The following is a 25402-nucleotide window of genomic DNA, read 5'->3' on the forward strand; positions in this document are numbered from 1 at the left end:
TAACAGCACCTTTTAGCGGGCCGCCCGGTCTGGGTGGGGTATGCAGATCAAAGACCGGGAACAGCTCGAGGGTGGGCGCGAACGGATCACCGCCGTCCCCGAGAGCGTCGACGATCCTGCAGTATCGATACACCACCGAGTCCGGTGATTGGGCCGACAACAGTGAGTTCACGAAGGTTGTCGCCCAGCAGTTGTGGAACGGCCCGACTCAGGTACACTCGCTAACGCACGTGCCACAGATGACAGACGGCGTCCCGCAAGTGTGAACTAAACAAAGTACACAGCCTGTGACACCGATACCCGTCCCGATGACGCCAACGCACATTCCAGCGCAGGCCCCGCAGATCGTCGCTGTCGAGACACAGTTCAAACAGAGCGTCGGGCAGGGTCCGGCGATTTGCGTTTCGACGACTTCCCTCGCCTCAGTGATGTCGGAGTCAACCTGATAACGGGTGGTCGGATTTGCCTCACCTTCTGCTTCGGCGTGGGTACGACTTCCATCGTCGGCCTCGTCGTCCTCTCTGTGCACTACCCTGTAGCCCTCGGTGCGAGTATCGGACGTCGCTATAACGGCATCCGGACGCACATCAATGACGGCTGCAATTTCTCTACGCTCGTCGGCGGTGACGCTGTGGGAGAACACCGTCTCCCCATCAGCCGCGATCAGCACCGGATCGAGCTCCGGAGAGATGTCGTGGATCAGTTCCGGATACGCCGAGTCGTCGTCGAAGAGGAGGTACGCTTCGTCGTGTTCCCGTTCGTAGTGAACCGTTCCTTCCGACGCCGAGAAGCTAACATACTCTATGAGTAGTTCGCCATTTGCATTCCGTACAGTCGTCTGCGTCGCATCTTGGGGACTCGGATTGAATTTCACTCCGGCTTCACTGTTGCCACCGTTTCCAAGCTGTGGCCGCTTCAGTTCGCGTTTAATCGCCTTGACTGGTTCTGAACGCAACGCTCGGCTGATTAAACGGCCGGAAGCGTCGTTCGCACGAATCCGAACGTCTCCCTCCGCTGCAGCACCCACACCGCTGGCAAACCCGCCGACTGAAGCCGCTGGGACACCTGCACTCGCCGCTTTCAGTACTGTTCGTCGATCAACCTCATTGTCCGTTTCGTTCGACATTCCATTTGTGCTCAATATCAATTTAGAATAAATATCTTGGGCGACCGCCAGTTAAATTGCATCATATATTCTGGTCGAATATACCGGAAAACTCTTTCGTAACCATATTTCATTCTGAATGTAAATGGAAATAGCAAACCTCGGGGTCAATGCACTGTATATAGCCCTGTTCTGGGGACCATTTATCGTCGGTATTTACGCCCATGCGCGCCGGCGTGGAATCGCACGGCCGTTCCTGCGGGCGATCCTCTTCGGTGCGTTCGGACCGGGCGGAGCGGTAGTCTACTGGATACGACACGGACAGAACGATCCGGTATCCGATAAGTCGTCCGAGGCGAGTCAGTAGCTGCTGGAGGATCGCAGCCCACTTACCGACACCGTTCGAACCCGTTCTCATGCAGATCAAAGACCGGGAGCAGCTCGAGGGCGGGCGCGAACGGGTCACCGTCGTCCCCGAGAGCGTCGACGACCTCTGGCACCTCCAGTACGTCCTCGAGCCCGGTGACCGCGTCGCGGGCGATACGACCCGACGGATCCAGCGCAACGACGACCAGATGCGGGATACGGGCGGCGAGCGCGAACACATGTGGGTCGCCATCGCCGCCGAGGACATCGAGTTCCACCGGTTCGCCAACCGGCTGCGGGTCGGCGGCGAGATCGTCGCCTGCTCGCGCGAGGATCAACTCGGCTTCCATCACACGCTCAACGTCGAGGAACGCGACGAGATTTCCATCGAGAAGTGGTTCAAGCCCGACCAGGAGGCTCGCCTCGAGGAGGCCGAAGAAGCCACCGAAAACCCCGACGTCGTCATCGCGACCGTCGAGGAGGGGAAGGCTCACGTCCACACGGTCGCCCAGTACGGCGCCGAGGAGCGAGCGTCGATCACGGGCCCGACCGGAAAGGGCGAGTACGCCCGCGAGCGTTCGGAGCTGTTCGCGGAACTGGCCGACGTGTTGAAACGCCAGGACGCGGACGCGATCATCCTCGCCGGCCCCGGATTCACCAAACAGGACGCCCACAAGTACGTCGAGGACGAGTACCCAGAGGTCGCCGAGAAGATCACGATGGTCGATACGGCAAGCGTCGGCGACCGCGGCGTCCACGAGGTGCTCAAACGCGGCGCCGTCGCGGACGTCCAGCAGGAGACACGCATCGAGAGCGAGGCCGAGTACATCGACGAACTCACCGAACGCATCGCCCAGGGTGCGAAGGCAGCTTACGGTCCCGACGAGGTCCAGAAAGCCGCCGAATACGGTGCGATCGACCAGTTGCTGATCCTCGACGACCGACTCCGCAAGGAACGCGGTCCCGACGGCGAGTGGGCTATCAACGTCGACGAAATCGTTCGCACAACCGAGCAGAAAGGCGGCGAGGTAACCGTCTTCTCGAGCGAGTTCCCGCCGGGCCAGCAACTCTCCAATCTCGGCGGCATCGCGGCGCTGTTGCGGTACCGACTCGAGTGATAGTGTGACCCCCGAGGCGACGCTCCTGTGGCTGCTCGCAATCGGGTTCTACGGCGTCGGCGACCTCGTGACGACGGCCGTCGGGATTCGGCTGGGACTGGCGGAGGGACAGCCGTTCGTCCAGCGAATACTCGGTGAGTCGCCCACACTCTGGCGGTTCGCTCTCTTCGGAGCGTTCAAAGCCGGGCTACTGGGCGGGTTCTATCTCGGATACGTCGCGCTCGAGGGTGTCCGATACCGAGTCGTGGTTCCGGCTGGCATCGCCGTGATCGGACTGTACGTCGTGTATCGCAACGGTCGCGCGATTCTCGGAGTAGTGAATCGGTAGCCGAGATCGTCTATCTTCCCGCTGCTCGTTCTTCGTCGGTCTCGAGCGGATCGATCTCGATGATCCCGTAGCTCTTGACGGTGATCTCGTACTCGAGATACTGGAATGCGACGACGCAGTCACCTGTTCTGTGGCTGGTGATCTGGGTTCGTACTAGAGCATCGAGTGCCCCCGGATCGATGGCCTCGTAGAGCGATGGCTCGACGTCCAGTGGCTCGACGCCGCGTATTGCGGCTACCGCTTCGACGACCGCGACGCTGGGAGCGAGTTCCGTGCTGTCGAACGTCGCTTTGTACGTGTTCGTCTCCCGATCGTACTCGACCGAAACCGTCGTGCTGCCGTCTCTAGTCAAGATCATCCCTCTCTACGAGATGCTGTCCGAAGTGGCTGAACGGCTGTGTATAGGTCTCCTTGATGATTTTCGTATTGATGACTTCTAACCCGATGTCGCTGAGTTCGTCGGTGATACGGGCGACGTCGTCGGATTCCGTCCCGACCGCGTCGATCTGTACGTTCTCCTGTCCGTTGAGTACTTCTCGTAGAGCGATGACGCCGTTTACGTTCCGCCCCTCCTTGACGAGCCGTTCTCGTTCGGGGTTGGGAGCACTACAGATTATTTCGACGTACAGTTGGAGCCCCGCCTTGTCGTAATCGACGTCGGGATAGTAGCCACGGATGATCCCTTTCTTTTCCATTCGATTGATACGGTTGCGGACGGTGCTCGCCGAGACGCCCACCTGCTCCGCCATCTCCTGGGTAGTGAGACCGCGGGCATCGCGCTGGAGTAAATAGAGGATTCCTTTGTCCGTGCCGTCCAATTCCATAATCCGAAATTGAACGGCGTTCTGTTATCTTTTTCGCAATGATACGACCATCAGAAGCTAAAACAGCATACGCGAATGAAAATATACTAAATTAGCAAATCCAGCTGGATAAAGAGAAAGTTTCTAACCGATAGTTGCGAAACTAATAAATCACTGTGTGAAGTATTATCACAGGGGTATGGCCAGGACGACTATCGGACACCTCCCGAAAAAGTATGCCCGAATCTGACGCCGATTCAGTCGATTCCGTTCTCGAGGCGGTAGCCGAACAGCACCGACGACTGACGCTCCGATACCTGGAAGGGGCAACGGACGGAGTCGCGTCGATCGAGGAAATCGCGGAGTACGTTGCTGCCGAGAGTTCGAAACACCGAACCCCAGAACGAGCGACGATACGCCTGCATCACGCCACGTTGCCGGCGCTGGAGAACGCGTCTCTCGTCACGTTCGATCCCCACAGTGGAGCGGTTGAGTATCATCGCGACCCCCTCGTCGAGAAAGTGTTGGCCAGTATCGACGACGATAGCTGACTGTCGGTCCCCCGCTACTCGTCGGTCACTTCCTCTCCTGCTTCGATCAACTGAACCAGCACCGACGCGAACAGCGACCCCGAACTCCAGATTGCCGTCTCCGTCCCGTCGTCACCGACCACGCTCAACAAAATGCTGTCGTCGTCCGCGATCACGATCCGACCCGAACGCTGGTCGCTCTCCCGGTAGACAGGCGGTGAATCGATCGTCACTCCCTCGAGCGCGCCGAGCCGATTTCGGACCCGAGCAGCGCGACTAACCGCGGTCACCGTGACGTCGTCGGTCGCACGCTCCTCGAGCGTCCGTTCGATTCGTTCCGTGACGAGTTGGGGGAGTCGCGTCCCGAAGACGATCCGGTCCTCGGCTCCCGAGAGCAGGTCGACGACGCGGTCGTCGACGCGATCACGACCGCGAACCGTCCAGATATCTTCCTGAGTTTCCTCGACGGTCGATTCCTGCCGGACGTCGTCGACGTACTCGAAGGCACGGTCGCGTTCGCACTCGAACCGCTCCTGCAGCGTTTTCTGGGCCTCCTCGAGACTCACCGGCCGATACCGGATCGGACTCGACTGCTGGAGTTCGAGCAAGCCCCGGTCTTCCAGGCTCTCGGCGACGCTATATACCTGGGAACGGGGTACGTCGGCGATGCGAGCGACGTCGCGTGCAGTCCCGGTTCCCAGCCGGTGAAGCGCGATGAACACCTTGGCCTCGTAACTGGTGAGTCCGAGGCGTTCGAAGGCTTCGACGGCCTCGTTTTCGTCGACGGTCATCGTCGATCACCCTCGTTGTCGATGCGGTCCGTGTCGTCGGTCTCGGGAGTGTCGCCGGGCTCGCCGGTGACCTCGGGCGTTCCACCGTCGCTCGCGGTCGTCGCCGGCGGTCTCGTTCGCTGGCGAGCGAAGGAAACGTCCGGCCCGAAGTAGCGCGTCCACAGCACCAGAAGCGTCGGGAGTACGACGACGCTCGCCAGGAACGCGTACGCGATCGTTAGCCCGGTGATGATCCCGAACTGTCGGAGAACGGGCAAGATCGCGAACGCGAGGGTGCCGAATCCGCCGATGGTCGTCGCGGCACTTCCCAGGAGTGCACCGCCGGTACCGGTGACCGTCGTATGCAGCGCCGACCAGACGTTGCCCTGACGCTCGAGTTCGAGCGTGTAGCGGGCGCTGATATGGATGCTGTAGGCGACGCCGAGGCCGATCGTGAGGCTGGTGATCATCCCGGTCAACACGTTGAACGGCATGCCGATGAGGTACATCGTCCCGAGGATCCAGCTGGTCGCGAACGCGACGGGCAGCAGGGTGACGGCTCCGAGCGTGGCGCTGTTGCCCGTCAGCCAGTAGGCTCCCGTCAGGAACGTGAAGACGGCCACGAGCGTGACCATGAGGCTCTGGAGGACGGTGTCGAACAGATCCTGTTCGACGATGTAGTTGACGATCGGATCGCCGGTCGCGATCGCGACGAGTCCGTCGTCCTCGTGCTCGCGGTCGTCGCCCACGTCGCCGTCGTCGATCGTCGCTGCAATGTCTCTCATCTCGGTGGTCGTCTCGTCGAAATCCGCGTCGCCCTGGGTAGCGACGAGCAGTCGAACGGAGTCGTACTCGCCATCGTCGGTACGGTGGATGACGTCGCGTGCAGCGTCTTCGTTGACGTCGAACAGTTCGTCGTATAACTCCTCGACGTTCTGGTCCGGGACGTCGTTACCCGTCGTATCCGCGTCAGTGAACGATTCGTTGAACGACTCGTTCTGGGCCGCCGTCTCTTCCATCACCGAAATCGGTCCCTCGACGTCGGCCTCGCCGTCGGGGAGCGTGTAGACGACGTCGCTCTCTGCGGCTTCGTCCTGTGCGGCCTCGAGGCGCTCTAACGTCCCGTTTTCGGCGACCGGCCCCTCGACGAGTAGCTGTACCTGGAGGTCGTCACGCTGGAAGTTCTCGTTGACGTAGTCCAGGTTGTCGGCTGCCTGGTACTCGCCGGGAGCCATCGGTCCGGGCAGGGAGTTCGTCCAGTCGGGTGGACTCTCCGCGAGGAAGTCCTCTTCCTCGAAGCTGGTGTCGATCTGGCTCGCGCCGTAGACGCCGCCGGCGGTCAACAACAGGACGGCCACGAGGAGGACGATCGGGATTCGTCGCGCGGCACCGGAGCCGATTGTGAGGACGCTGGCGAGGCGACCACCGCCAGTCCCGAACGCCCGCCTGTGACGGTCGAACCCACGGGACTCGAGGAACGCGTCGATCTCGACTTTGGCCGCGGGAATCAGTCCGCCGAAGACGATCAGTGCCGAGAGGATACCGACGGCGCTGACGACGCCGAACTCCTGGATCGGACCGATCGGACTGACGAGATTCGCGAGGAAGCCGATCGCCGTCGTCGCCGTCACCCAGACCAGGGCGACGCCGACGCCGGCGAGTGCGATGGCCATCGAACCTCTGACGCCGTTTCTCGTCGCGAGTCCTGCCGAATCCCCGTCCGCATCTGATCGGTCCTGCCTCTGTTCCCGGTGGCGCATGAACACGTGTATCGCGTAGTCGATCGAGAGCCCGATCAGTAAGACGGGAACCGCGACGAACATCTGGTTGAACGCGATATCCGCCCAGCCCATGAAGCCGAACGTCCAGATCAACACCGCGACGATACCGGTGACCCCGAGAACGATGTCCAGCGGATCGCGGTAGGCGATCAGCAACGCCGCGACGACGAACGCAAGCGCCAGCGGTCCGACGATCGCCAGACTGTCACCCATCGACCGGTCGATCTCGTCGGTGATAATCCCGGCCCCGAAGACGATCTGATCGTGGTCGTGTGCGGACGCGAGATCGCGCAGATCCAGCTGTGCCTCGATCACCGCGTCGTCGCCCGCCCCCATCTCGAGACCCTCTTCACCCGCATCCTGGCTGACCGCGGTCATTCGAGCGTCGGCTTCGGTCGAGCCCGGATCGTACTCCGACGGCATGAACGCGAGTCCGGCCCCACCGTCGTCGTCCGACAGGGTGTCCTCGAGGGCGTCCTCGAACTCGTCATCGTCCAGCCCCTCGAGGATCTCGATCTGTTCGTCGACCGATGGTCGCTCGTCGTCCTCCTCGAGTTCCGTCCAGTCGTCCTCGAGTCGCTCCTGATCGGCCTCGAGTTCGTCGAACTCGTCTTCGAGTTGCTCCTGGTCGTCCGCTAACTCCGCGGAGTCGTCCTCGAGTTGTTCGTATTCGTCCTCGAGGACGCCCATCGTCGCGCCGGTGTAGATACCCTCGAGTTGTTCGTTCAGTTCCTGATACTCGGGAACGTCCTCGGGGTCATCGGTCGTCTGCTCTATCTCGAATAGCTGAGACTCGATCTCCTGGGCCTGGCCCGCAAGCTCCTCGTACTCGGCGGCCTGTTCGTCGTCGAGACCGGCAGTGACCTCCTCGAGGAGCGCGTCGTACTCGGCCTCGAGTTCGGCGGTTCCTTCCTGGTACTCGGGGTCGTCCTCGTCGTACTCCGCGCTCAACTCCTCGTATTCGCGCTGGAGGTCGCGCGCTTCGTCGATTCCGGTCTCGAGTTGCGCGCTGGTCGCGTTCAGTTCGGCCTCGCGCTCCCCGAGTTCCTCGCCACGCTCTTCGAGTTCGTCAGCGCGTTCCTCGAGTTCCTCACCACGCTCCTCGAGGTCGTCGCCGCGTTCCTCGAGTGCCTCTATTTCCTCGTTCGTCTCCGCCGTCATCGCGACGAGGTTCTCGACGCCGGTAATCGCCTCCTCGTCGACTAACGTCTCGTTTATCGACTCGTTGTCCCTGATCTCCTGCTGGAACTCGAGTGACTCGATCAGCGACTCCTGGGTGAGGACGTTCTCGCCTCTGGTTATCAGTTGAACGCTCGTCGTGTTCTCGTCGTCGTCGGTGCCGAACCGATCCTCGATGTCCTCGAGCGCCTCGGCTTCGGGCGAGTCGGTCTCGAACTGCTCGAGCGAGGAGTCGTCGTCGACCATCGGCGCGCCGGCACCGACCAGCGCGGTCGCAAGCAGGAGGACGACGAGCACGATCCGTGACCGACCCGTGACGACGTCGGCGATCCGTTCCGGAACGCTCATTCGACCGTCACCACCGGCTGTCCGTCTGCTGTCGTGGGGACCATGCTGTTGTTATGATCCTACAAAATCCCCGCGCTTATACGTGTTAGGAGGTTTATACTTTTGTGAACGTCGTCGGTCGTAACCAGTTAGATCGCCAACGAACCGACCAAAACCGAAAGCAAGAGAAGGAATCGAGGATGGTTTCTCGAGGCACTACGCGATCGGAAACACGTCAAGAAAGCGTACGGTCGTCATTCGATACTGATCGTCTTCAGGTCCTCCGCGAACCGGACGTCGCCGTCGTAGTGGGTGCCGATCGACTCGAGCATCTCCTCGTGGCGATCGTCCGTGTGTGGATAGAGGTGCGTGAGGTAGACGCGGCCGATGTCGCGGCCCGAAAGAGCCTTTCCGAGCGTCTCGGGCGTCGGGTGGTTCGAGACGTCGACGTCGTCAGGGAACGAACAGTCGTGAGCGAGGATCGCCGACTCGTCGGCGAAGTTCGCCAGGCCGTCGAAGGCCTCGCTGTCGCCGCTGAAGGTAAAGCGGTCGTCGAATCGGTAGGCCAGACACGGCAGCGAGTGACGCGTCTCGTAGGCCGAGACGTCGAATCCGGCGACGGCGAACTCGCCGGCGACTATCTCCCGAATCTGCAGGTCGATCCGACCCTGCATGTAGTCGTGGACAGAGAGCAGGTCGTCGACCAGCCCCTTGGTTCCCTGCGGGCCGACGATCTCGAGGTGTTCCTCGCCGGCGAGCCATCGAGCCTTCATCAGCGGCAGCAGGTCCGCCACGTGGTCGAGGTGGTGGTGAGTCAGCAGGACCGTCGAGACGTTCTCGTAGCCGACGCCGGACTGCTGAAGTCGGTGCAACACACCCGAACCGCAGTCGATCAGCAGGTTCCGGCCCTCCTCCTGGACGAGGATACCGGTCTGGAACCGCTCGCCGGTCGGCATCGCACTCCCGGTGCCGAGAAAGGTGACGCGCATGCGAGAGCGTGTGCCCGGACCGGGCAAAAGGATTGTGCTGGGCGGTAGCGACTCAATTCGCACTCGAGTGGCCCCGATCAGCGAACGAGCGTCAACATCTCACACGAGAGTGCGTCATCGCCGTCGTCGGTGATCAGTCGCGTATCGTACCGAACGACGCCGCCTGCGACGGGATGGTCACGAGGCTCTTTCTCGAGCAGTTCCGACTCCGCGTGGACGGTCGTCCCCATCGTCACGGGTTCGGTGAACCGGAGCGAGTCGACCCCGTAGAACGCGACCACATCGGGACGTTCGTGGCGATACTGCCAGAGCAAGCCGGACGTGACCGCGAACAGGAGCGCGCCGTGAGCGATCGGTTCGCCGAACTGGGTGTCCGCCGTGTACTCCTCGCTCAGATGTAGTGGGTTGAAGTCGCCGCTAACGCCCGCGAAGTTGCGGACGTCGGCCTCCGTGATCGTCCGCGAGTGGGTGACGACCTCGTGGCCGACCTCGAGTTCGTCGAACGTCGGTGCCATCTCAGTTCACCCCTGGTAGCTGTGACATAGTCGCACACTCTCGCGGGAGCGAGTTAAGCGTTTACCACTGTTAAGACAGCGTCAGCTACAGCGGTTCGTCGCCGTCGATGATCCGTTTCGCTCGCGCAGCCAGCGCCGGCACGCGGTCTTCCATCAGCGGATACATCGGATCGTCGCTGTTACCCTCGAGGTAGCGCCGGAAGAACATCTCGCCGAGTGCGGCAAGTTTGTAGACGGCGAGCGCGCGGTAGAACCGGTCGTGTTCGAACGTGAAGCCGGTCTGGGACTCCCAGCGGTCGACCAGTTCGCGACGGGCCGGATAGCCGTCTCCTTCCATGAACGTGGTGGTCAGTTCGGGAATGACGGGCTCGGGATCCTTCGAATCGCGCCAGTACGAGAGCATCCAGCCCAGGTCGGCCCGCGGGTCGCCAAGCGTCGCCATCTCCCAGTCGAAGACGCCGACGAGTTCGGGGAGGCCGTCCGCGTCGGCGGCGTACATGACGTTGTCGAGCTTGTAGTCCCCGTGGACGAGGGTGTGGGGGTGGTCCTCCGGGACGTTCTCCTGGAGCCACGCGCCGACGTCGTAGAGGTCCGACACTTCGCGTTCCTCGGTCGTGACGTCGAACGCCCACATGAGCTGCTGGCCCCAGCGTTCGACCTGTCGCTCGGTGTAGCCGGGCGGGTGGCCGAAGTCCTCTAGCCCGACCGCCTCGTAGTCGACGTCGTGAATCGCGGCCAGGGTGTCGACGAGTTCCTCGCCGATCCGCTGGCGCGAGTCCGGGTCGCCAAACTCGTCGGGTTCGGACTCGCGCAAGACCGCTCCCTCGAGTCGGTCCATCACGTAGAAGTCGCTGCCGATGACGTCGTGGTCGTCACAGGCGAGGATCGGTTCGGGGACGGGCACCGCCGTCTCGGCCAAGGCGTTCGTCACCCGGTACTCCCGGAGGACGTCGTGAGCGGTGTCGGCCGTCTCGCCCGGCGGTGGGCGGCGAACGACGAGTTCGCGGTCGCCCCACGTGACGAACAGCGTCTCGTTGGAGTGGCCCTCCTGATGACGGTCGACGGCGTAGTTGTCGACGTCGCCGAGGTGCTCGCGCAGATAGTCGGCCAGCGCCTCCTCGTCGACGAGTCGCTCGTAGTAGTCCTCGCTCATCGTTCTCGCTCGTCGTGCTGGGCAGTTTCGGCCCGAACGCGGGCGGACGATACCATCGAACTCGAGGGCGCGTAGCTAGCGGTCGGCATACTCGATACGACACACTGACTCGCCCTTAACGAAAATAGTTACGACGAATATATCCCTTACAATGTATGGGCATAATGGCGAGAACAGCGACCGCCGTCGGTTAGCGTTCGCCGACGATATCGAGCACTTCGGGCGGTGACTCGATCCGATAGGCCACCGCTGGCCCGTCGTCGGCCCCGAACGCGACGCCGTGTATCCCGACCTCGTCAGCCCCTCGGACGTCGTGGTCGTAGCGGTCGCCGATCATCACCGCTCGTTCCGGAGCGACGTCTGCCTTCTCGAGGGCGGTCTCGAATATTTCGGGATCCGGCTTCGTCCGGCCGACCTCCTCGGAGGTCGTGATCGAATCGAACGCCCCACGTATGCCGAACGACTCGAGCATCCGCTTGCCCGCGCGGTCGTCGACGTCACTGACGACGCCGACGTGGAGGTCAGCGTCGGCGAGTCGCTCGACAGTCTCGACCGCGCCCGGAACGGGTTCGATCGCTTCTTCGACGTACTCGTCGAACGTCGGCTTCCACTCCGACTCGGGAACGCGTTCGCCAACCAGTTTGGCGACGCCTTTCGCGTACCCCTCGCGGGCGGACCGGAACGCGGTTCCCTCGCGTTCCCGGAAGTGATCCCCGACGGTCGTCCGCCAGATATCGACCGCCTCCTCGCGGTCGTGGTCGAGGTCGTACTGCTCGAGTAACTCCCCGACGAACGCCGCGTGAGCGCGCTGGACGGACTCGAGTTCGAGGATCACGCCGCCGATGTCCCAGAAGACGGCTTCGAACCCGGGCTGGCCACGTTCAGCGGGCTTACCGCCGTTCATCGCTTCCCTCGTCGCGTTCGGTGCGACTCTCGTCGGACCTTCCGGATACCGTTACTGACGCACATTTTTATTAACGATGTGTTCGTATGGTCGTGTATAACTAACGATGGTAGTATATCGATCCGAAACGGGTGACTCTGCATGAGTACGGCCCAGTTCAGCGTCGACGGCAACGTCGCCGTCGTCACCGGTGCCTCGAGCGGAATCGGGGAATCGATCGCGAAGACGTTCGCCGACGACGGCGTCGACGTCGTGGTCTGTTCGCGCGAGCAGGAGAACGTCGATCCGGTCGCCGACCACATCGCGGAGAGCGACCGACCGGGCGAGGCGCTTGCGGTCGAGTGTGACGTCACCGACCGGGAGGCAGTCGACGCCCTGATCGAGGCGACCGTCGAGGAGTTCGGCGGCCTCGACGTACTGGTCAACAACGCCGGCGCGTCGTTCATGGCCGGCTTCGACGACATCTCCGAAAACGGCTGGAAGACGATCGTCGACATCAACCTCCACGGCACGTACAACTGCATTCAGGCGGCTTCCGATCACCTCAAAGACGGCGGCGGCACCGTGATCAACTTCGCGAGCGTTGCCGGCCAGCAGGGAGCACCGTACATGAGCCACTACGGGGCGGCCAAGGCAGCGGTCGTCAACCTCACGACGACGCTTGCCCACGAGTGGGCCGGCGACGACGTCCGCGTCAACTGCATCGCCCCCGGTTTCGTCGCCACCGAGGGCGTCGAGAGCCAGATGGGGATCTCTGCCGACGACGTCGACCGATCCGAGGTCGAACGTCGGATGGGGACCGTCGAGGAAATCGCCGACCTCACGCAGTTTCTCGCCAGTCCAGCGTCGTCCTATATCGTCGGCGAGACGATTACGGCGAGAGGCGTGCCGGACGTCATGGAATCGCCGGAGGTCTAACAGATCGGAGAACGGTCCAGATACGAAACTGGTCTGGCGTCTGGATCGCCTCAAAAGCGGGCGTCAACGACCAAACCGAATCAGGACAGGTTACCGCTCGTCGTCACTGGACCCCGAGTACACGCCGGCAGCGAAGAGCAGCGCGACCATAAGCAGGGTCGGCAACACCAGCGCGACCGTCAGTCTGAACGCCAGTTCTGCCTGATCGGGGCCGGAAAACAGGTACGCACCGGCGATACCAAGCCCAGGGATCAGTACACAGCCGACGATCAGGGCCACGAGAAGCGAGTTACCGTCGTCGCCGGGGAGAAACTGGGACGTCATAGAACGGGTACTCGACATTTGTTCACTGGGTCAGTGAACATCAACTGGCAACAGTGTTTCGATTGGAAACGAGTTCGTCACAGCGAACGACGTCGACAGCTACAAACCACACATCGTTCCAGTAGTTCGTATGCCCGGGAAGGTACCACCCGACGAGTTGTTCGCACACGTCTTCGAGCGAACGGGGGACGCCGACGTCGACGAGACCGTCCTCCAGGGACCCGCGGACGGGGAGGACGCCGCCGCAATCGACTGGCCCGGCGGGGATCTCGTCGTCAGTTCCGATCCCATCTCGCTTGCAGCCTCGCAGGTCGGCAACCTCGGCGTCCACGTCGCCTGCAACGACGTCGCCGCGTCGGGTGCCGACCCCCGGTGGCTCACCGTCGTCGTCTTGCTCCCCGACGAGGAGGCCGACCTCGAGATGATCACCCGCGACCTCGACGCCGCAGCCAGCGAGGTCGGCGCGTCGATCGTCGGCGGCCACTCCGAGTACGTCGACCAGCTCGAGCGGCCGCTCGTCTCGCTAACCGCGATGGGCGCGACCGAAGGGTTCGTCCCGACCGGCGGCGCGGAACCGGGAGACACAGTCTTGCTCACCAAAGCGGCAGGCGTCGAGGGGACGGCGATCCTCGCGGCCGACTTCGGCGACGACCTCGAGGTCGAAGCCGACGTCGTCGACCGGGCGACGGGATTCCTCGAGGAGATCAGCGTCGTCCCCGACGCCCGAGCCGTCCGGGAGTACGCTACCGCGATGCACGACCCGACCGAGGGCGGCGTCGCCGCTGGATTGCTCGAACTCGCCCGCGCGTCCAGCGTCCGGATCGAGGTCGACCGCGAGGCCGTCCCCGTCCGCGAGGAGACCGAGCGCCTGTGCGACGCGGCCGACGTCGATCCGCTGCGGATCTTCGGTTCGGGTGCCCTGCTCGCGACCGTCCCTTCGGAGGACCGGGAGGACGCACTCGAGGCACTCGAAGCAGCCGGACTCGAGGCGGCGACGATCGGGACCGTGGCCGAGGGAGAGCCAAAACTCACACTCGACGGTGAGTCGATCACGGAACCGATCGCGGACGATCTCTACCCGCTGTGGGAGTCGTTTGACGCAGGAGAGTAAGTCACTCCGCCGCCGGCAGGGGAAACGAGAACGTCGATCCCTCGTCCGGAGTGGAGTCGACCGACACGGCGGCGAACTGCCGGTCGACGATCTGTTGACAGACCACCAATGATAGTTACACGGTAACAGCGCGAAAGCCCACGAGTTTACTTGTGGGATGAAGCACGTAAGCTTTAACCAGACTTTGTACAATACTACCACGTGCCGAGGTCGAGGTAAGGATACGCACCCATATGGGGTAGATGAAGCCCGCTATCTCGACCGGGGGTCGTACTGACCCGACTCAGAACGCAAGTCGTTTGAGCACTCGAACGGACTTGCGAACCTCCCCACTTGTGGGACCCCCGTCCGTGACGGGAACCCCACGACTTCAGTCGTGGGAGGAGGTCAGTCTTCGTTCTCGTCGTCTTTCCAGTCTTCGAAGAAGAGACGGATCCCCATTACCGGAACGAAGAGGAAAAACATCAACAGCACGGCACCTGAGGAGACCGAAAAGACGAACTCGGCCGAGGCTTCGATCGGTCGAAGCCAGGCTGCGATCAGTAGTCCAAAGAACAGCGATACGACGAAGAGTGCGACGAGGTCCTTCGGGTAAACCGGAACGTCGTCGCCCGGAGTCGCCTGGGACATATCGGCTCTTGTGAGACCAGGTATATAATGTTGCTCACGCAAGCCGAGTAGCGAAAGTGGAAAGAGAAGCGGATGGACGGTTACAGAGACGGCGTTACTCGGTGACGACGGTTCGTTCGTCGGCGTACTGCTGATGGCTCTCGTAGGTCAGCAGACTCACGACGATCAGTGTGGCGATCGTGGGCGGCCAGACGAGGATCGGGAAGAGGTCGGGGAAGACGTAGAGGTTTCCGATCGATGCGTTCACCACGACCGCTCACTGACGCGCCCACTCGAGCATGCGACGATACACCGGATCCGACTCGAGCGCCGCCGGATCGCCGACCAGCACCAGTCCCCGTTTGGGCCGGGTCAGCGCGACGTTGATCCGCCGGTAGTCCTCGAAGATCGGTCCCTCGAGCGATCCCGTCGCGGTGAAGGAGACGACGATCACCTCCTGGCTCGAGCCCTGGAACCGGTCGACGGTGTCGACGGCGACGTCGTCGGGGACGTGGTTCGATATTTCGGACACCTGCGCGCGGAACGGCGCGATGATGCCGATCTCCGAGCGCTCGAGGCCGGCGGCCTCGTAGGACTCGACCAGTTCGGCGATCCGGGCGGCCTCCTCACTGTCGGTGTACTGGCCGCCGTCGCCCTCGACGGGGACGAACGAGACGGAATCTTGCAGGTGCTCCGGCAGGTCGGTTCGGGCGACGCCCTCGAGGTCGTCGAGCGTTCGACTCGCCACTTCGGGTTTTGCTGGCCTGAGTTTCCCGTCGTAGAACTCCCGGGAGGCGAAGGCCTGGATGCGCTGGTTCATCCGGTACTGGCGGTCGAGCATGATGCCGGCGTCAGGGTGGAGCTCCACGAGGCGTTCGAACAGCGATTCTGTGAGATCGTTCTCCGCGCGAACGACCGGCGGCAACTGTTCGTGGTCGCCGACGAGAACGAACCGGTCAGCGAGGTTGACCGCCGCACACGTTCCCGGCTCCGTCAACTGGGCCGCCTCGTCCACGAGCGCGACGTCGAACGCCTGCTCTTTCATCACCCGCGAACCACAGGTCGCGGTCGTCGCCGCGACCACCTGTGCCTCCTGGAGTTTCCCGACGCGGTCGCTGGGTTCGCCCGCCCGCTCGAGTCGATACGGCTGCATGTCCTCGCGGACGCCGCTCTCGGAGCCGACGCGGACGATCCGCTCGGGGTCGACGACGTCCTCGAGTTGCTCGAGCAAGGCCTCGAGGACGTTGTCGACGGCTCGATTCGTGAAGGCCGACAGCAGGACGCGTTCGCCGCGTTCGACCATCGCACGGACGGCGCGGGCGATGGTGTAGGTTTTGCCGGTCCCCGGCGGCCCGTGGATCAGCGCGAAGTCCTCGGCACCCACTGCCATCTGTACTGCCTCGTTCTGGGCGTCGTTGTTGCCGATGAACGTCTCGTCGGGGAGGTCGAACGCAGGCTCTTTCCGGCCAAAGAGAACGTCTTTGCGCCGTTCGTCACCTTTCAGTAGGGAATCGTGAAGCGCTGCGAGCAGGCGATCGGTAGTCAGTTCGGAGGGATAAACGTCGAGTCTGGTGACCTCGACCGGTTCGTCGGCCGTCAGAACGACTTCCTCCCCTAACCGCTCGATCCGTGCCAGTTCCGAATTTCCGGAGACCGGATCGCCGTCGCTTGCAAGCACCAGATCACCCTCCCGGAGCTTCGAGGTCGCACCTCCCTCGCGGCACGCCCGGAGTTCCCAGCGGCCGCCCTCGAGTTCCCGCATCTCGGCGAACTCGAGGTCGATCAGCGCGCGGTCGTCGTCGGCCCGTTCTTCGGGCGTTTGCTCCCAGAGTTTGGCGTACTCGCGGTGGACCTCGCGGCGTTCCTCCTCGATCGCGCGGTAGAATCGTTCGAAGTACTCGCGTTCGTCCTCCGGCAGAGGCGTGCCGATCTTTCCGGCTTTCGACTCCTGATCGAGTCGGCCGGAGACGACCATACAGGTGTCCTGCTCGAAGCAGTACTCGCACTTGGCGTCGCCCTCGTACCCCGTCGGGATCTCTCCCTGCATCTCCATCGCGGCGATCTCGTTGCGAAGCCGAACAACGAACTTCAGGAGGCCGTTGCCCATCGAGAAGTCCTTCGCGGGGGTGAGGTCGCCCGTCTCTTCGTTGCGGTCCAGCGCGGAGTTCTTCGTGTACAGCAGGGTGCCGGTGTCGACGTCGCCGCCGTGTTCCTCGAGCAACAGCGCGTAGCAGGCAGCCTGTACCTTGTCCTTGAACCGGGGTTCCTTCTTCAGGTTCTTGCCCGTCTTGAGTTCGACCGGCGCACCTCGCCGAATGGCGTCGGCGCGGCCACGGATGCCGAAGGTCTCGCTAATGAGGAGTTGTTCGGAGCGCCAGCTATCTTCGTCCGTGAGTCGGCCTTGCTCGAGCCAGCCCTCGATTGCCGCAGCGTTCTCCCGGACGTCCTCGGCCACGCTCTCGCGAGTTTCACCCAGCAGGCCGAGTTCGAGCCCGCGTTCCTCGACGCGGTCGTCGATCGACGCCTCGAGATCGCGACCCCGCAGCAGGTCCCCGAAGACCTCGTGGACGATGGTCCCTTTCACGACGGGGTAGTTCAGCGGGATTCCGGAGAGTTTGTTCAGGTAGTAGAGACGCGGACACTCGACCCAGTTGCGGATCGACGTCACGTTGACGAGGAAACTCGGCTCGACGACGACGTAGGAATCGCCGGTCGTCTTGTACTGCGTCTCGCCTCTGTACTCGTCTTCCTCGGCGTTCGTCACCAGCAGTTCCATCCCGGGCTCGAGCAGTTCGGCGGATTCGGTCCACTTGTTCCAGAGCGTGACGGTCGTGGTCTCGTCGCCGTCGTCCTCGCGTCGAAGCGGCACTTCGGCCAGGTCGCTCTCGCCGTAGCTCGTCGACACCGACCGCACCTCGACTTCGCCCGCGACGGTTCCGCGTACGTGCACGACTACTGGTCACGGGCCGAACGATCAAAAACGGTATCGATCGACGCTCGAAGCGGTGACACACACCGCGAGTTCACGCTACCTCACCTTACTCCCTGTAATTGTCGATTACTCCCGTCCTCCAGCCGAGGACGATCGAAACGGTCGCGGTCGCTTTTACGAACTCGAGGGGTACTGGAACCCGCATGAGTGATCCGAACGACGACCGCCGAAGGAGGGACACGGGGACGGACGCCAGCGATGGTCCGACCAACCACGAGGAGGAAGCGGCGGCCGACGTCAACTCCGGAACCGGCGTCGGGGACAATCCCCGCGTCGACGACCGCGATCCGGGCAACGAAGCCACCCAGATCGCATCCGAAGAACGCCGACGGAAGACGTCGGTCGTCAGCGCGATCGTCGCCATCATCGGTGCGTGGGTCGCTCTCTCGGTGTTGTTCTACGGGGTCAGCGGTGCGATACTGTGGAACAACGTTCTGGTCGGGGCCACCGTCTTCGTCGCGGCCGGCTACAACTACTACCGGCTGGCAAACGACATCCCGCTCAGCGCCGGCGTCGCATCGCTGGTGGCAGTACTCGGTATCTGGCTGATCATCTCCGCCGCGCTCCTGGAGATGCCTGCTGGAGCAGGACTGGCCGACAGTCCGTTCTGGAGTACGCTCGTCTCCGGATTCCTCATCGCCGGACTGTCGGGATACAACGCCTACGAAGCCCGCGAAGCGCGCTCGGTCGCAACCGAACCCGAAACGAGCGCCTGAGCCGACCAGTTCAACGACCTCGCTTACCACTCCGACTCGAGTCGCTCGAGTCGGTACTCGGCGGCGTGATGGCTCATCGCCACGGCTGCAAAGCCGAGCATAACGACGGCGAAGCCGATCGCCACGACCGGAGAGACGCCGTTGAGATAGCTGTTGAGCAACTGTCCGAGCGCAAGCGCCAGCGGCCCGAGGGTAAGCAGACAACTGGTCGCCGGCGTCGCGCGAAACAGTTCGACGAGCGGGAGTGATTGGCGGACAGACATGGGGAAAGAGACGGTTACGTGTAATGTCGGCGGGGTCGTCGTATTCCTTTTGGTTCGGCGGTCTCGTTCGTGGCAACCGATACGTTCTTTCCGACCACGATCCAACCACAGAACATGCGGATTCGCGAGTGGCAGGACATACTCGAGGACGTCACCGAGCAGGACGTCGATCCGGAGGACTGGCGCGCCGTCGCCGGTGATCGGGCCGGCGGCGTCGGTGAGGATATGTACCTCGCGCATCCCCGTGGCGGCGTCTACTTCCTGAAGACGTACGCGAAGAACCCCTTCGAAGTGCGAGGCGTCGGCACACAGGTCGCGCGCAAACTCGACGACGAGATCGGCTCGTTCTTGCCCCACGACCGGGAGGCCGGCCGCTTCGCGGTCCAGTCCCCGCCAGAGGACGAGGACCACGCCGAATCCGTCTCGAAGCGCCTCGAAACTGTTCTCGAGACCCACGCCGATGCTCCGACGACACCCCAGGATCTGTTCGACGACGTCATGGAGGCCATGGAGAGCCCCGCGTTCGGGCCGATGGAGTACGACCAGTACGATCGCCCCGACGAACTCGAGGAACTCGCCGATCGGTTCGAGGAGGCCGAGGACCTGCTGAACGCAGAACTCGAGGACCTGATCGAGACCGACGAAGTCGATCGCGGCTTCATGTGACCTGCGTTCGCGTCCGGTGGACCTATAGCCGTTCGAGATGCCAGTACGAGCATGAGCGAAGCTGCCGAGACGGTCGTCCGCGAGTACTACGAGACGCTTCGCCGGAACGACCCCCTCGAGCCGTACTTCCTCGAGGACGAGTCGACCGTGAAGTTCGGGATCAGCGAGTCGGCGTTCGGGTACGACGAGGTGGAAACGGCGCTCCGGAGCCAGCAGGAGACGACTCGAGAGTGGACCGTCGAGAGCGAGAATCTGCAGGTTTCGGAGCACGAGTCGTTCGCGACGTTCGCGGACGAGGTACGGATGGCGTGGACGACCGACGGCGGCGACGAGAAGTCGTTCGACACTCGCTGGAGCGGGACACTCGTGCCGGCCGAAAACGACGAGATGCCAGCGTGGTTGTTCGCGTCCATGCACGTCAGCACAGCCCACGAGATCTGAGACGATGAGTAGACGACGAACACGCAACTCGAGCGACGAGAACGGAAACTACAGACGGATCGGTGCTGCGTTCGTAGCACTGGTTGGACTCTCCGGCGGAACGATGGCACTACAGGGTGATGCGTCGATGTCGATGGTCGGACTGGCGACGATCGGCAGTCTGCTCGCCGGCGGCGTGCTTGCGTGGTATCTCGCCTGGATCGTCAGTTGACGGTCAGCGGTCGACGCGACGGATCCACGCCCTCGGCGCGTCGAGTTCGTCGTGACTCGGGAGATACTCCGGCCCCTCCCAGACCAGACTCGCCGTCTCGAGGTCCTGGACCTCGACGACCGTCTCGAAGAAGTGTTTTCCGCGTTCGTACTGGCGTTTCTTCAGGCCGAGGCCGAGCAGTCGACGGAGTAGCTGCTGGAGCGGCCCCCGTCCCTGTCGGCGCTCGTCGAGTTTGCGCCGCAGGTCCTCGTACTCGTCGTCGAAGGCGTGGTCCATCAGCAGTTCGGCGTACCCCTCGACGACGGTCATCGCCGCGTCCAGTTCCCGGAAGGCCGCCCGGTCGAACGACCCCTCGGACAGCGCCGCGATACCTTTCTCCATGCGCTGTTCCAGGTGGTCCGAGAGCCACGGAGCGGCCCCGAACTCCGCGGCGTGAGTCACTTCGTGGAAGGCGATCCAGCGGCGGAACCGATCGGGATCGACCGCAAGCGAGTCCGCAGCCTTGAGGATGTTCGGCCGGACGAAATACAGCGCGTGGTCTTCGTCGGGGGCGTCGGCGAGTAACAGCGGATCGTACTGCCCGAGGACGTTCCGACCCAGAAACGACAGCAAGACGGTCATCGTTCCAGTGTTGATCGTCTGGGCGACGCCCGGAAACGCGCCGGAGTGGGCGTGTTTCTCGAGCGTTCCCATCACGCGTTCGAACGTCGCGACGTTGGCGTCGATCCAGTGGTGGCGGTTCTGGATCTCGACCGTCGTCGGCACGTCGAACTCGAGGCCGGAGACCGAACGGACGCCGTCGCGGGCGTCGCGAACGTCGCGAGCGTAGGCTTCCCGCTCGCCGGCCTCGAGGGTGATCGATCCGGGATCGGTCGCGGCTTTCGCTGCCTCGGCTGCCGACCGCCAGTCGATCATATCGTCACCGGACGCCCCGGCAACTGCCCGAGCGCTACGATAGAGATTCACGGACGTAGGTACGAGAAGCGGACGCAAAAGCGTTCGGTCGGGGTAGTGGCGATCCAGGCCCGATTTGCTGGGTGAACCCGGTTGTACGGTTCACCCACCGGTCGACGCCTGGAACGGTATTAGTTGACGATGACGTCCGGCTCTTCCTCGTGCGCTTCGGCCTCCTCCTCGTCGCCGCCACGATACTTCCGGACCGCGACGCCGGCAGCGACGAGGACGGCGAGTGCGATCACTGCGCCGATCGCCTTGCCACCGCCGCTCTCTTCCTCTTCGTCGTCCTCGAGGTCGAAATCCGTCTCCTCGTCTTCGACCGACTCGGTCTCGGAACCGGTTCCCGTCTCGGGGAACGGAAGGGCGTCGAGCGTTCGGGGACCGAACTGTGTGTCGCCGTCCAGGTGCAATTCGATGAAAGTAAACTTCTTCTCTCCCATATTCGCGGGGTCAACGACCGGCCACTTAGCCGTTTGGTTCGGCTTACATTCCTGCGGCTGGGGGTTTTGGTCGTCCTCGAGTGTAACTTCCCCCGGGCCCGTCCGACGATTAGCCTCGAATTGAACCCCGGTCGGCGGCGGCAGGGACCGGTACGATTAAGTAGCCGTCAACAGCCGTCTTTCGTATGAGTGGACGACCGCTGGACGTCCTCGAGGCGTCGCTGGGTGAACGGGTTTCCGTACGGCTCAAGAGTGGCGACGAGTACGTCGGCGATCTCGCCGGCTACGATCAGCACATGAATCTCGTGCTGGAGGACGTGACGAGCGCAGCCGACGGATCCGTCGAAGACGAGGAGCCGATCGAAGACACAACCATTATACGCGGCGATAACGTCGTTTCGATCACTCCATGACTGGTGCAGGAACCCCGAGCCAAGGAAAGAAGAACACGACGACCCACACCAAGTGTCGTCGCTGCGGAGAGAAATCCTACCACACCAAGAAGAAGGTCTGCTCGTCGTGTGGCTTCGGCAAGTCGTCGAAGCGACGCGACTACGAGTGGCAGTCGAAGGCCGGCGACAACTAACGCAACTCCTTACTGCGAGTCGGTCTCGACCGATCTTCTCACTGTCCGTCTTCGGTCTCTCGAGCAACGCGTCTTCGTGACCACTGTTTTCGAGTAGGGTCCGACAGGCCAGTGATCGGCCGACGCGAGCGATTAGCTGGCAGCGTTTCGATACACTGGCGGCTGGGTAGTGTCCCGTCTTAGCAGGAATAGTTTCCACAGCCTGCGAGGTTAGTCATTAGATACGAGGCAATCTCGTCGTCGTCGAACACGCCGATACTGGTCGACGACAGATTACAGTCGAACGCCCAACACGGAACTCTCACGGCGTGTTCTAACTCCGACTCGGGCGAGCGTACGTTCACGACGTACTTCGACGGCGTCAACAGTTCGATGGCGAGTCGCTCGTCGTCGGGAATTCGGTGGCGGTTGCCGTGAACGACGGTCTTACTCAGGACGTCGATTACGCCGATCTCGAGTTCGGGGTCGCTCCCGAAGTTCGACACCAGAACCGTGTGCGGGCCGTATTTCTCGTCGACGCCGTCCCCACTCCCGATCTCGATTTCCTCGCGTGTTTCCGCACCAGAGAAGTCGGAAATCTCCTGGTTTCCGAAATCGTTGATCGGAACGTCGTCCGGCGACTCGGGGATTTCGAACTCGAGATCGGAGTCGTCGACTGCGTCTCGATCGTCGGTATCGCCACTGGCGGCCGATGGTTCGACGCTGGAAACAAAATCAGCACAACCAGCGATCGAACCGAGAACTGCAGGGCCTGTCGTAGCGAGGAGGGCTCGTCGTTTCATTTCAGAAGAATGTCGTGGGATAGTTCAAGTATCTTCTGTGAACGAAAACTGTTCTTATCGTCGCAGACTCCGGAAGGCACTGAGCCGACCACGGGCCTGACTCTCGATAGCCACATACGTCAGAAATTGGGCTCGAGGAACGCTTATACCCGGATCGAGCGTACAGTATGTAGACCACGCCGGGAGCAACGGCAGTCGGTCGAGGAGTCACCATGCTATCCGAAGCGATCAACTATCTGAAAGAGAGCGACGACGTCTGGAAGACGACCATCCTGGGTGGCGTCTTCCTGTTATTTAGCTTCCTCCTGATCCCCCTGTTTTTCGTCTGGGGATACGTCGTCCGCGTGCTGGACCGAACGGCGAACGGAAACGACGAGCCGCCGGTGTTCGACGACTGGAGCGAACTGACGGTCGACGGGGCAAAAGCGTCCGTAATCCTGCTCGCGTACGCGCTAATTCCCATCGTCGTCGGTATCGTCCTCGTCGCCGCCGTCGCGGGAGTTACCGGCGGAGAACCCGGCTCCGCGGGCGCGGCTGCACTGGTACTCGCCGGCCTCGTCACGCTCGCCGTCGCCGTCGGCGCGGCCTACGTCGTACCAGCGGGACTGGCCAACTTCGCGTCCGAGCGCCGGATCCGTGCCGGCTTCCACCTCGAGACGCTACGTCCGGTGCTCTCGAGTGGCCGGTACGCGGCTGGCTGGCTACTGGCGGTCGGGATCGTCGTCGTGGGTTCGTTCGTCTCCGGGATCCTCTCGCCGATACCGTTCCTCGGTCCCGTCCTCGGTGCGATCGTCGGCTTCTACGCCCTGGTCGCGGCCTACTACGTCGTCGGCCACACCTGGGACGACTGCCGGTCGATCGTCGTCGACGAGGGCGATCCGGAACCGTCGGGCGAGCGACCCGCGATTTGATCGGTACTTCTGTTCTCGTCCGAATACAGTTACTCCAGTAGAGTTCAGTCGTCGAAAACCGTACGTTCACGTCCGGTATTCACTCGTCGTCGGGCTGATACCGATTCAGGTACCTGATCTGTAACACTTTGATGACGGCGAAGATCACACCGACCACGACGATCAGGGCCAGCGCGATCGCTTCAGCTAGCGACATGCGACGTGGTTCCAGCCGTACTGACAAGTAACTAACCGCTTCTGGCGCTCGTATCCCGACCGTTTCCCGATGGACAACCATTAGTCCCGCGCCGCGAACACTCGAGTATGGAGACGACAGCCGCTTTCGAGGGCCTCGAGTGCGTCGACTGCGGAACGACGTTCGACGCCGCCGAGGAGACCCATCGGTGTCCCGAGTGTAGTGGGATTCTCGATCCGACCTACGACTACGACGCGATTGACCTCGACCGCGAGACGCTCGCATCGCGGCCGTTCGACTCGATGTGGCGTTACGAGGAACTGCTGCCGTTCGAGCGGGAGTCGGCGGTCACGATGGACGAGGGGACGACGCCGCTGGTGGAGTGTCCGAACCTGGCCGACGAGATGGGCGTCGGGCGCGTACTGATCAAAGACGAGGGACGGAACCCGACGGGGACGTTCAAGGACCGCGGACAGACGGTCGCGGTGACGGCGGCGACCCAGCACGGCGCGAGCGACGTCGTCCTCGCCTCGGCCGGCAACGCGGGTCAGGCCGCCTCTGCCTACGCAGGACGTGCAGGACTGGACTCGCACGTCTACCTGCCATCGCGTTCGGGCTTTACGAACAAGGCGATGGTCAACGTCCACGGCGGCGACATGACCGTCGTCGGCGGACGGATCGGCGACGCGGGTGCAGCCTACGAGGAAGCCCGCGAAGAGAACGACGACTGGTACCCGCTGCAGACGTTCGTCACACCCTACCGCCACGAGGGGAAGAAGACGATGTTCTACGAAATCGTCGAACAGCTCGACTGGGAGGTCCCCGACGCGATCACCTATCCGACCGGCGGCGGCGTCGGCCTGATCGGGATGTACAAGGCCGCGACGGAGTTCCGTAATCTGGGACTGATCGACGACCTCCCGGGACTGTACGCAGCCCAGGCCTCGGGCTGTGCCCCCATCGTCGAGGCCTACGAAGAAGGGTGGGACGAACACGACCCCGTCGAAACCCCCGACACCATCTGCGGGGGTCTCGAGATTCCCGACCCCGGCGCCAGTCCGTGGGTCCTCGAGGCGCTCCGCGAGACCGACGGCGGCGCGGTCGCGACCGACGACCCGGACATCTTAGAGGCGGGCGTTCAGGTCGCGAAGCACGAGGGCCTCGAGATGGTTCCAAGCTCTGCGGCCGCGGCGAGCGGCGCGTGGGAACTCGCCGATCGAGGCGAGTTCGACGGCGACGAGACGATCGTCATCATGAACACGGGGACCGGGAACAAGGAAGCGGACGTGCTGCGGAGCCACCTGATGAGTCAGGGCGTCTAAGGGAGACCGAGCAGCAGTCGACGCCGGAACGCCACGACGAGAACGAGATACTCCGGTGGACGACTCGGACGATCTACTGCGCAAGCGTACCTCTCCTGCAGTTGTGTCGG

30 protein-coding genes are annotated in these 25402 nt (G+C 62.8%); 13 read left to right on the forward strand and 17 right to left on the reverse strand.

Features of this window, described 5'->3' with window-relative positions; translation table 11 throughout:
• Window positions 1-208 precede the first annotated feature (208 nt).
• Window positions 209-1126, reverse strand: coding sequence for a hypothetical protein (locus BLR35_RS12605; protein WP_139169288.1), 918 nt, complete (start codon window positions 1124-1126; stop codon window positions 209-211).
• A 395-nt stretch (window positions 1127-1521) separates the two neighbouring features.
• On the opposite strand from BLR35_RS12605, the gene BLR35_RS12610 reads away from it, so the two are divergent.
• Window positions 1522-2589: an mRNA surveillance protein pelota gene (locus tag BLR35_RS12610; RefSeq protein WP_090382390.1), complete on the forward strand. Its 1068-nt coding sequence runs from the start codon at window positions 1522-1524 to the stop codon at window positions 2587-2589.
• Window positions 2590-2593: 4 nt separating this feature from the next.
• Window positions 2594-2917, forward strand: a complete 324-nt coding sequence (locus tag BLR35_RS12615; RefSeq protein WP_170831024.1) for a DUF5658 family protein — start codon at window positions 2594-2596, stop codon at window positions 2915-2917.
• Window positions 2918-2927: 10 nt separating this feature from the next.
• Here the strand turns inward: BLR35_RS12615 and BLR35_RS12620 are convergent, their stop codons facing one another.
• Both BLR35_RS12620 and BLR35_RS12625 read right to left on the reverse strand, forming a co-directional pair.
• Window positions 2928-3275 carry a HalOD1 output domain-containing protein gene (locus tag BLR35_RS12620; RefSeq protein ID WP_090382396.1) on the reverse strand — a complete coding sequence of 116 codons (348 nt, stop codon included), beginning with the start codon at window positions 3273-3275 and terminating at the stop codon, window positions 2928-2930.
• Window positions 3262-3741, reverse strand: coding sequence for an Lrp/AsnC family transcriptional regulator (locus BLR35_RS12625; RefSeq protein ID WP_090382398.1), 480 nt, complete (start codon window positions 3739-3741; stop codon window positions 3262-3264). Before BLR35_RS12625 ends, BLR35_RS12620 begins: the two co-directional genes overlap by 14 nt.
• 215 nt (window positions 3742-3956) lie before the next feature.
• Between BLR35_RS12625 and BLR35_RS12630 the strand changes: the two genes are divergently transcribed.
• A complete protein-coding gene (locus tag BLR35_RS12630; RefSeq protein ID WP_090382401.1) occupies window positions 3957-4271 on the forward strand; it encodes a DUF7344 domain-containing protein in 315 nt (104 codons plus the stop codon).
• A 14-nt stretch (window positions 4272-4285) separates the two neighbouring features.
• Here the strand turns inward: BLR35_RS12630 and BLR35_RS12635 are convergent, their stop codons facing one another.
• From BLR35_RS12635 to BLR35_RS12660, 6 genes are all read right to left on the reverse strand, one after another.
• Window positions 4286-5041, reverse strand: a complete 756-nt coding sequence (locus BLR35_RS12635; protein ID WP_090382402.1) for a TrmB family transcriptional regulator — start codon at window positions 5039-5041, stop codon at window positions 4286-4288.
• Window positions 5038-8328: an MMPL family transporter gene (locus BLR35_RS12640; RefSeq protein WP_090382405.1), complete on the reverse strand. Its 3291-nt coding sequence runs from the start codon at window positions 8326-8328 to the stop codon at window positions 5038-5040. The genes BLR35_RS12635 and BLR35_RS12640 overlap by 4 nt, the downstream gene beginning before the upstream one ends.
• Window positions 8329-8561: 233 nt before the next feature.
• On the reverse strand, window positions 8562-9296 hold the full coding sequence (locus tag BLR35_RS12645) for an MBL fold metallo-hydrolase (protein ID WP_090382408.1): 735 nt from the start codon (window positions 9294-9296) through the stop codon (window positions 8562-8564).
• Between the two features lie 77 nt (window positions 9297-9373).
• Entirely contained in the window at window positions 9374-9811 is a 438-nt protein-coding gene (locus BLR35_RS12650) for a MaoC/PaaZ C-terminal domain-containing protein (RefSeq protein ID WP_090382409.1), read from the reverse strand.
• A gap of 85 nt (window positions 9812-9896) precedes the next feature.
• Complete coding sequence (locus BLR35_RS12655; protein WP_090382411.1) at window positions 9897-10964, reverse strand: phosphotransferase family protein; 1068 nt, start codon at window positions 10962-10964, stop codon at window positions 9897-9899.
• A 190-nt stretch (window positions 10965-11154) separates the two neighbouring features.
• A complete protein-coding gene (locus tag BLR35_RS12660; RefSeq protein ID WP_090382414.1) occupies window positions 11155-11868 on the reverse strand; it encodes an HAD family hydrolase in 714 nt (237 codons plus the stop codon).
• 141 nt (window positions 11869-12009) lie between these two features.
• Here BLR35_RS12660 and BLR35_RS12665 point away from each other — a divergent pair, with 141 nt between their 5' ends.
• Window positions 12010-12786, forward strand: a complete 777-nt coding sequence (locus BLR35_RS12665; RefSeq protein WP_090382417.1) for an SDR family NAD(P)-dependent oxidoreductase — start codon at window positions 12010-12012, stop codon at window positions 12784-12786.
• 90 nt (window positions 12787-12876) lie between these two features.
• Here BLR35_RS12665 and BLR35_RS12670 read toward each other — a convergent pair whose 3' ends face one another.
• A complete protein-coding gene (locus BLR35_RS12670; RefSeq protein ID WP_244510238.1) occupies window positions 12877-13110 on the reverse strand; it encodes a hypothetical protein in 234 nt (77 codons plus the stop codon).
• A 130-nt stretch (window positions 13111-13240) separates the two neighbouring features.
• Here BLR35_RS12670 and BLR35_RS12675 point away from each other — a divergent pair, with 130 nt between their 5' ends.
• Window positions 13241-14221 (forward strand): AIR synthase family protein, encoded by a 981-nt coding sequence (locus BLR35_RS12675; RefSeq protein ID WP_090382421.1) that lies wholly within the window; start codon window positions 13241-13243, stop codon window positions 14219-14221.
• A 387-nt stretch (window positions 14222-14608) separates the two neighbouring features.
• Here the strand turns inward: BLR35_RS12675 and BLR35_RS12680 are convergent, their stop codons facing one another.
• From BLR35_RS12680 to BLR35_RS12685, 3 genes are all read right to left on the reverse strand, one after another.
• A complete protein-coding gene (locus BLR35_RS12680; protein WP_090382423.1) occupies window positions 14609-14851 on the reverse strand; it encodes a hypothetical protein in 243 nt (80 codons plus the stop codon).
• Window positions 14852-14945: 94 nt separating this feature from the next.
• Window positions 14946-15098: a hypothetical protein gene (locus BLR35_RS20710; protein WP_170831025.1), complete on the reverse strand. Its 153-nt coding sequence runs from the start codon at window positions 15096-15098 to the stop codon at window positions 14946-14948.
• A gap of 9 nt (window positions 15099-15107) precedes the next feature.
• Complete coding sequence (locus BLR35_RS12685; RefSeq protein WP_090382426.1) at window positions 15108-17780, reverse strand: AAA domain-containing protein; 2673 nt, start codon at window positions 17778-17780, stop codon at window positions 15108-15110.
• A 185-nt stretch (window positions 17781-17965) separates the two neighbouring features.
• Between BLR35_RS12685 and BLR35_RS12690 the strand changes: the two genes are divergently transcribed.
• Window positions 17966-18538 (forward strand): SPW repeat domain-containing protein, encoded by a 573-nt coding sequence (locus BLR35_RS12690; protein ID WP_090382428.1) that lies wholly within the window; start codon window positions 17966-17968, stop codon window positions 18536-18538.
• A 23-nt stretch (window positions 18539-18561) separates the two neighbouring features.
• Here BLR35_RS12690 and BLR35_RS12695 read toward each other — a convergent pair whose 3' ends face one another.
• Complete coding sequence (locus BLR35_RS12695) at window positions 18562-18801, reverse strand: hypothetical protein (protein ID WP_090382431.1); 240 nt, start codon at window positions 18799-18801, stop codon at window positions 18562-18564.
• A gap of 114 nt (window positions 18802-18915) precedes the next feature.
• On the opposite strand from BLR35_RS12695, the gene BLR35_RS12700 reads away from it, so the two are divergent.
• The 3 genes from BLR35_RS12700 to BLR35_RS12710 are packed head-to-tail and all read left to right on the forward strand — an operon-like array spanning window position 18916 to window position 20119.
• Window positions 18916-19467: a hypothetical protein gene (locus tag BLR35_RS12700; RefSeq protein ID WP_090382985.1), complete on the forward strand. Its 552-nt coding sequence runs from the start codon at window positions 18916-18918 to the stop codon at window positions 19465-19467.
• A 51-nt stretch (window positions 19468-19518) separates the two neighbouring features.
• On the forward strand, window positions 19519-19908 hold the full coding sequence (locus BLR35_RS12705; RefSeq protein WP_090382433.1) for a nuclear transport factor 2 family protein: 390 nt from the start codon (window positions 19519-19521) through the stop codon (window positions 19906-19908).
• 4 nt (window positions 19909-19912) lie between these two features.
• Window positions 19913-20119 carry a hypothetical protein gene (locus BLR35_RS12710; protein WP_090382435.1) on the forward strand — a complete coding sequence of 69 codons (207 nt, stop codon included), beginning with the start codon at window positions 19913-19915 and terminating at the stop codon, window positions 20117-20119.
• Window positions 20120-20122: 3 nt separating this feature from the next.
• On the opposite strand, the gene BLR35_RS12715 is transcribed toward BLR35_RS12710, so the two are convergent.
• Both BLR35_RS12715 and BLR35_RS12720 read right to left on the reverse strand, forming a co-directional pair.
• Window positions 20123-21085, reverse strand: a complete 963-nt coding sequence (locus tag BLR35_RS12715; RefSeq protein WP_090382437.1) for a zinc-dependent metalloprotease — start codon at window positions 21083-21085, stop codon at window positions 20123-20125.
• Window positions 21086-21204: 119 nt separating this feature from the next.
• Window positions 21205-21516: a hypothetical protein gene (locus BLR35_RS12720; RefSeq protein WP_090382440.1), complete on the reverse strand. Its 312-nt coding sequence runs from the start codon at window positions 21514-21516 to the stop codon at window positions 21205-21207.
• A gap of 185 nt (window positions 21517-21701) precedes the next feature.
• Here BLR35_RS12720 and BLR35_RS12725 point away from each other — a divergent pair, with 185 nt between their 5' ends.
• Entirely contained in the window at window positions 21702-21929 is a 228-nt protein-coding gene (locus BLR35_RS12725) for an LSM domain-containing protein (RefSeq protein WP_090382443.1), read from the forward strand.
• Window positions 21926-22102, forward strand: coding sequence for a 50S ribosomal protein L37e (locus BLR35_RS12730; RefSeq protein WP_090382446.1), 177 nt, complete (start codon window positions 21926-21928; stop codon window positions 22100-22102). Before BLR35_RS12725 ends, BLR35_RS12730 begins: the two co-directional genes overlap by 4 nt.
• A gap of 179 nt (window positions 22103-22281) precedes the next feature.
• Here the strand turns inward: BLR35_RS12730 and BLR35_RS12735 are convergent, their stop codons facing one another.
• On the reverse strand, window positions 22282-22884 hold the full coding sequence (locus BLR35_RS12735; protein ID WP_090382449.1) for a hypothetical protein: 603 nt from the start codon (window positions 22882-22884) through the stop codon (window positions 22282-22284).
• Between the two features lie 212 nt (window positions 22885-23096).
• Between BLR35_RS12735 and BLR35_RS12740 the strand changes: the two genes are divergently transcribed.
• Together BLR35_RS12740 and BLR35_RS12745 are read left to right on the forward strand one after the other, a co-directional pair.
• The gene (locus tag BLR35_RS12740; protein WP_090382452.1) at window positions 23097-23795 is read left to right on the forward strand and encodes a DUF4013 domain-containing protein; all 699 of its coding nucleotides are present in this window, start codon (window positions 23097-23099) and stop codon (window positions 23793-23795) included.
• A 303-nt stretch (window positions 23796-24098) separates the two neighbouring features.
• Window positions 24099-25292, forward strand: a complete 1194-nt coding sequence (locus BLR35_RS12745) for a threonine synthase (RefSeq protein WP_090382454.1) — start codon at window positions 24099-24101, stop codon at window positions 25290-25292.
• The last annotated feature ends 110 nt before the right edge of the window (window positions 25293-25402 follow it).

Origin of the sequence: Natronobacterium texcoconense (assembly GCF_900104065.1) — an archaeon.
Classification (GTDB): Archaea; Halobacteriota; Halobacteria; order Halobacteriales; family Natrialbaceae; genus Natronobacterium; species Natronobacterium texcoconense.

Bases quoted from the DNA above. Each gene is read 5' to 3' on its own strand.
- BLR35_RS12605 (WP_139169288.1), bottom strand. From the start codon at position 1,126: ATGTCGAACGAAACGGACAATGAGGTTGATCGACGAACAGTACTGAAA.
- BLR35_RS12610 (WP_090382390.1), top strand. From the start codon at position 1,522: ATGCAGATCAAAGACCGGGAGCAGCTCGAGGGCGGGCGCGAACGGGTC.
- BLR35_RS12620 (WP_090382396.1), bottom strand. From the start codon at position 3,275: ATGATCTTGACTAGAGACGGCAGCACGACGGTTTCGGTCGAGTACGAT.
- BLR35_RS12625 (WP_090382398.1), bottom strand. From the start codon at position 3,741: ATGGAATTGGACGGCACGGACAAAGGAATCCTCTATTTACTCCAGCGC.
- BLR35_RS12630 (WP_090382401.1), top strand. From the start codon at position 3,957: ATGCCCGAATCTGACGCCGATTCAGTCGATTCCGTTCTCGAGGCGGTA.
- BLR35_RS12635 (WP_090382402.1), bottom strand. From the start codon at position 5,041: ATGACCGTCGACGAAAACGAGGCCGTCGAAGCCTTCGAACGCCTCGGA.
- BLR35_RS12640 (WP_090382405.1), bottom strand. From the start codon at position 8,328: ATGAGCGTTCCGGAACGGATCGCCGACGTCGTCACGGGTCGGTCACGG.
- BLR35_RS12645 (WP_090382408.1), bottom strand. From the start codon at position 9,296: ATGCGCGTCACCTTTCTCGGCACCGGGAGTGCGATGCCGACCGGCGAG.
- BLR35_RS12650 (WP_090382409.1), bottom strand. From the start codon at position 9,811: ATGGCACCGACGTTCGACGAACTCGAGGTCGGCCACGAGGTCGTCACC.
- BLR35_RS12655 (WP_090382411.1), bottom strand. From the start codon at position 10,964: ATGAGCGAGGACTACTACGAGCGACTCGTCGACGAGGAGGCGCTGGCC.
- BLR35_RS12660 (WP_090382414.1), bottom strand. From the start codon at position 11,868: ATGAACGGCGGTAAGCCCGCTGAACGTGGCCAGCCCGGGTTCGAAGCC.
- BLR35_RS12665 (WP_090382417.1), top strand. From the start codon at position 12,010: ATGAGTACGGCCCAGTTCAGCGTCGACGGCAACGTCGCCGTCGTCACC.
- BLR35_RS12670 (WP_244510238.1), bottom strand. From the start codon at position 13,110: ATGACGTCCCAGTTTCTCCCCGGCGACGACGGTAACTCGCTTCTCGTG.
- BLR35_RS12675 (WP_090382421.1), top strand. From the start codon at position 13,241: ATGCCCGGGAAGGTACCACCCGACGAGTTGTTCGCACACGTCTTCGAG.
- BLR35_RS12680 (WP_090382423.1), bottom strand. From the start codon at position 14,851: ATGTCCCAGGCGACTCCGGGCGACGACGTTCCGGTTTACCCGAAGGAC.
- BLR35_RS12690 (WP_090382428.1), top strand. From the start codon at position 17,966: ATGAGTGATCCGAACGACGACCGCCGAAGGAGGGACACGGGGACGGAC.
- BLR35_RS12695 (WP_090382431.1), bottom strand. From the start codon at position 18,801: ATGTCTGTCCGCCAATCACTCCCGCTCGTCGAACTGTTTCGCGCGACG.
- BLR35_RS12700 (WP_090382985.1), top strand. From the start codon at position 18,916: ATGCGGATTCGCGAGTGGCAGGACATACTCGAGGACGTCACCGAGCAG.
- BLR35_RS12705 (WP_090382433.1), top strand. From the start codon at position 19,519: ATGAGCGAAGCTGCCGAGACGGTCGTCCGCGAGTACTACGAGACGCTT.
- BLR35_RS12710 (WP_090382435.1), top strand. From the start codon at position 19,913: ATGAGTAGACGACGAACACGCAACTCGAGCGACGAGAACGGAAACTAC.
- BLR35_RS12720 (WP_090382440.1), bottom strand. From the start codon at position 21,516: ATGGGAGAGAAGAAGTTTACTTTCATCGAATTGCACCTGGACGGCGAC.
- BLR35_RS12725 (WP_090382443.1), top strand. From the start codon at position 21,702: ATGAGTGGACGACCGCTGGACGTCCTCGAGGCGTCGCTGGGTGAACGG.
- BLR35_RS12730 (WP_090382446.1), top strand. From the start codon at position 21,926: ATGACTGGTGCAGGAACCCCGAGCCAAGGAAAGAAGAACACGACGACC.
- BLR35_RS12735 (WP_090382449.1), bottom strand. From the start codon at position 22,884: ATGAAACGACGAGCCCTCCTCGCTACGACAGGCCCTGCAGTTCTCGGT.
- BLR35_RS12740 (WP_090382452.1), top strand. From the start codon at position 23,097: ATGCTATCCGAAGCGATCAACTATCTGAAAGAGAGCGACGACGTCTGG.
- BLR35_RS12745 (WP_090382454.1), top strand. From the start codon at position 24,099: ATGGAGACGACAGCCGCTTTCGAGGGCCTCGAGTGCGTCGACTGCGGA.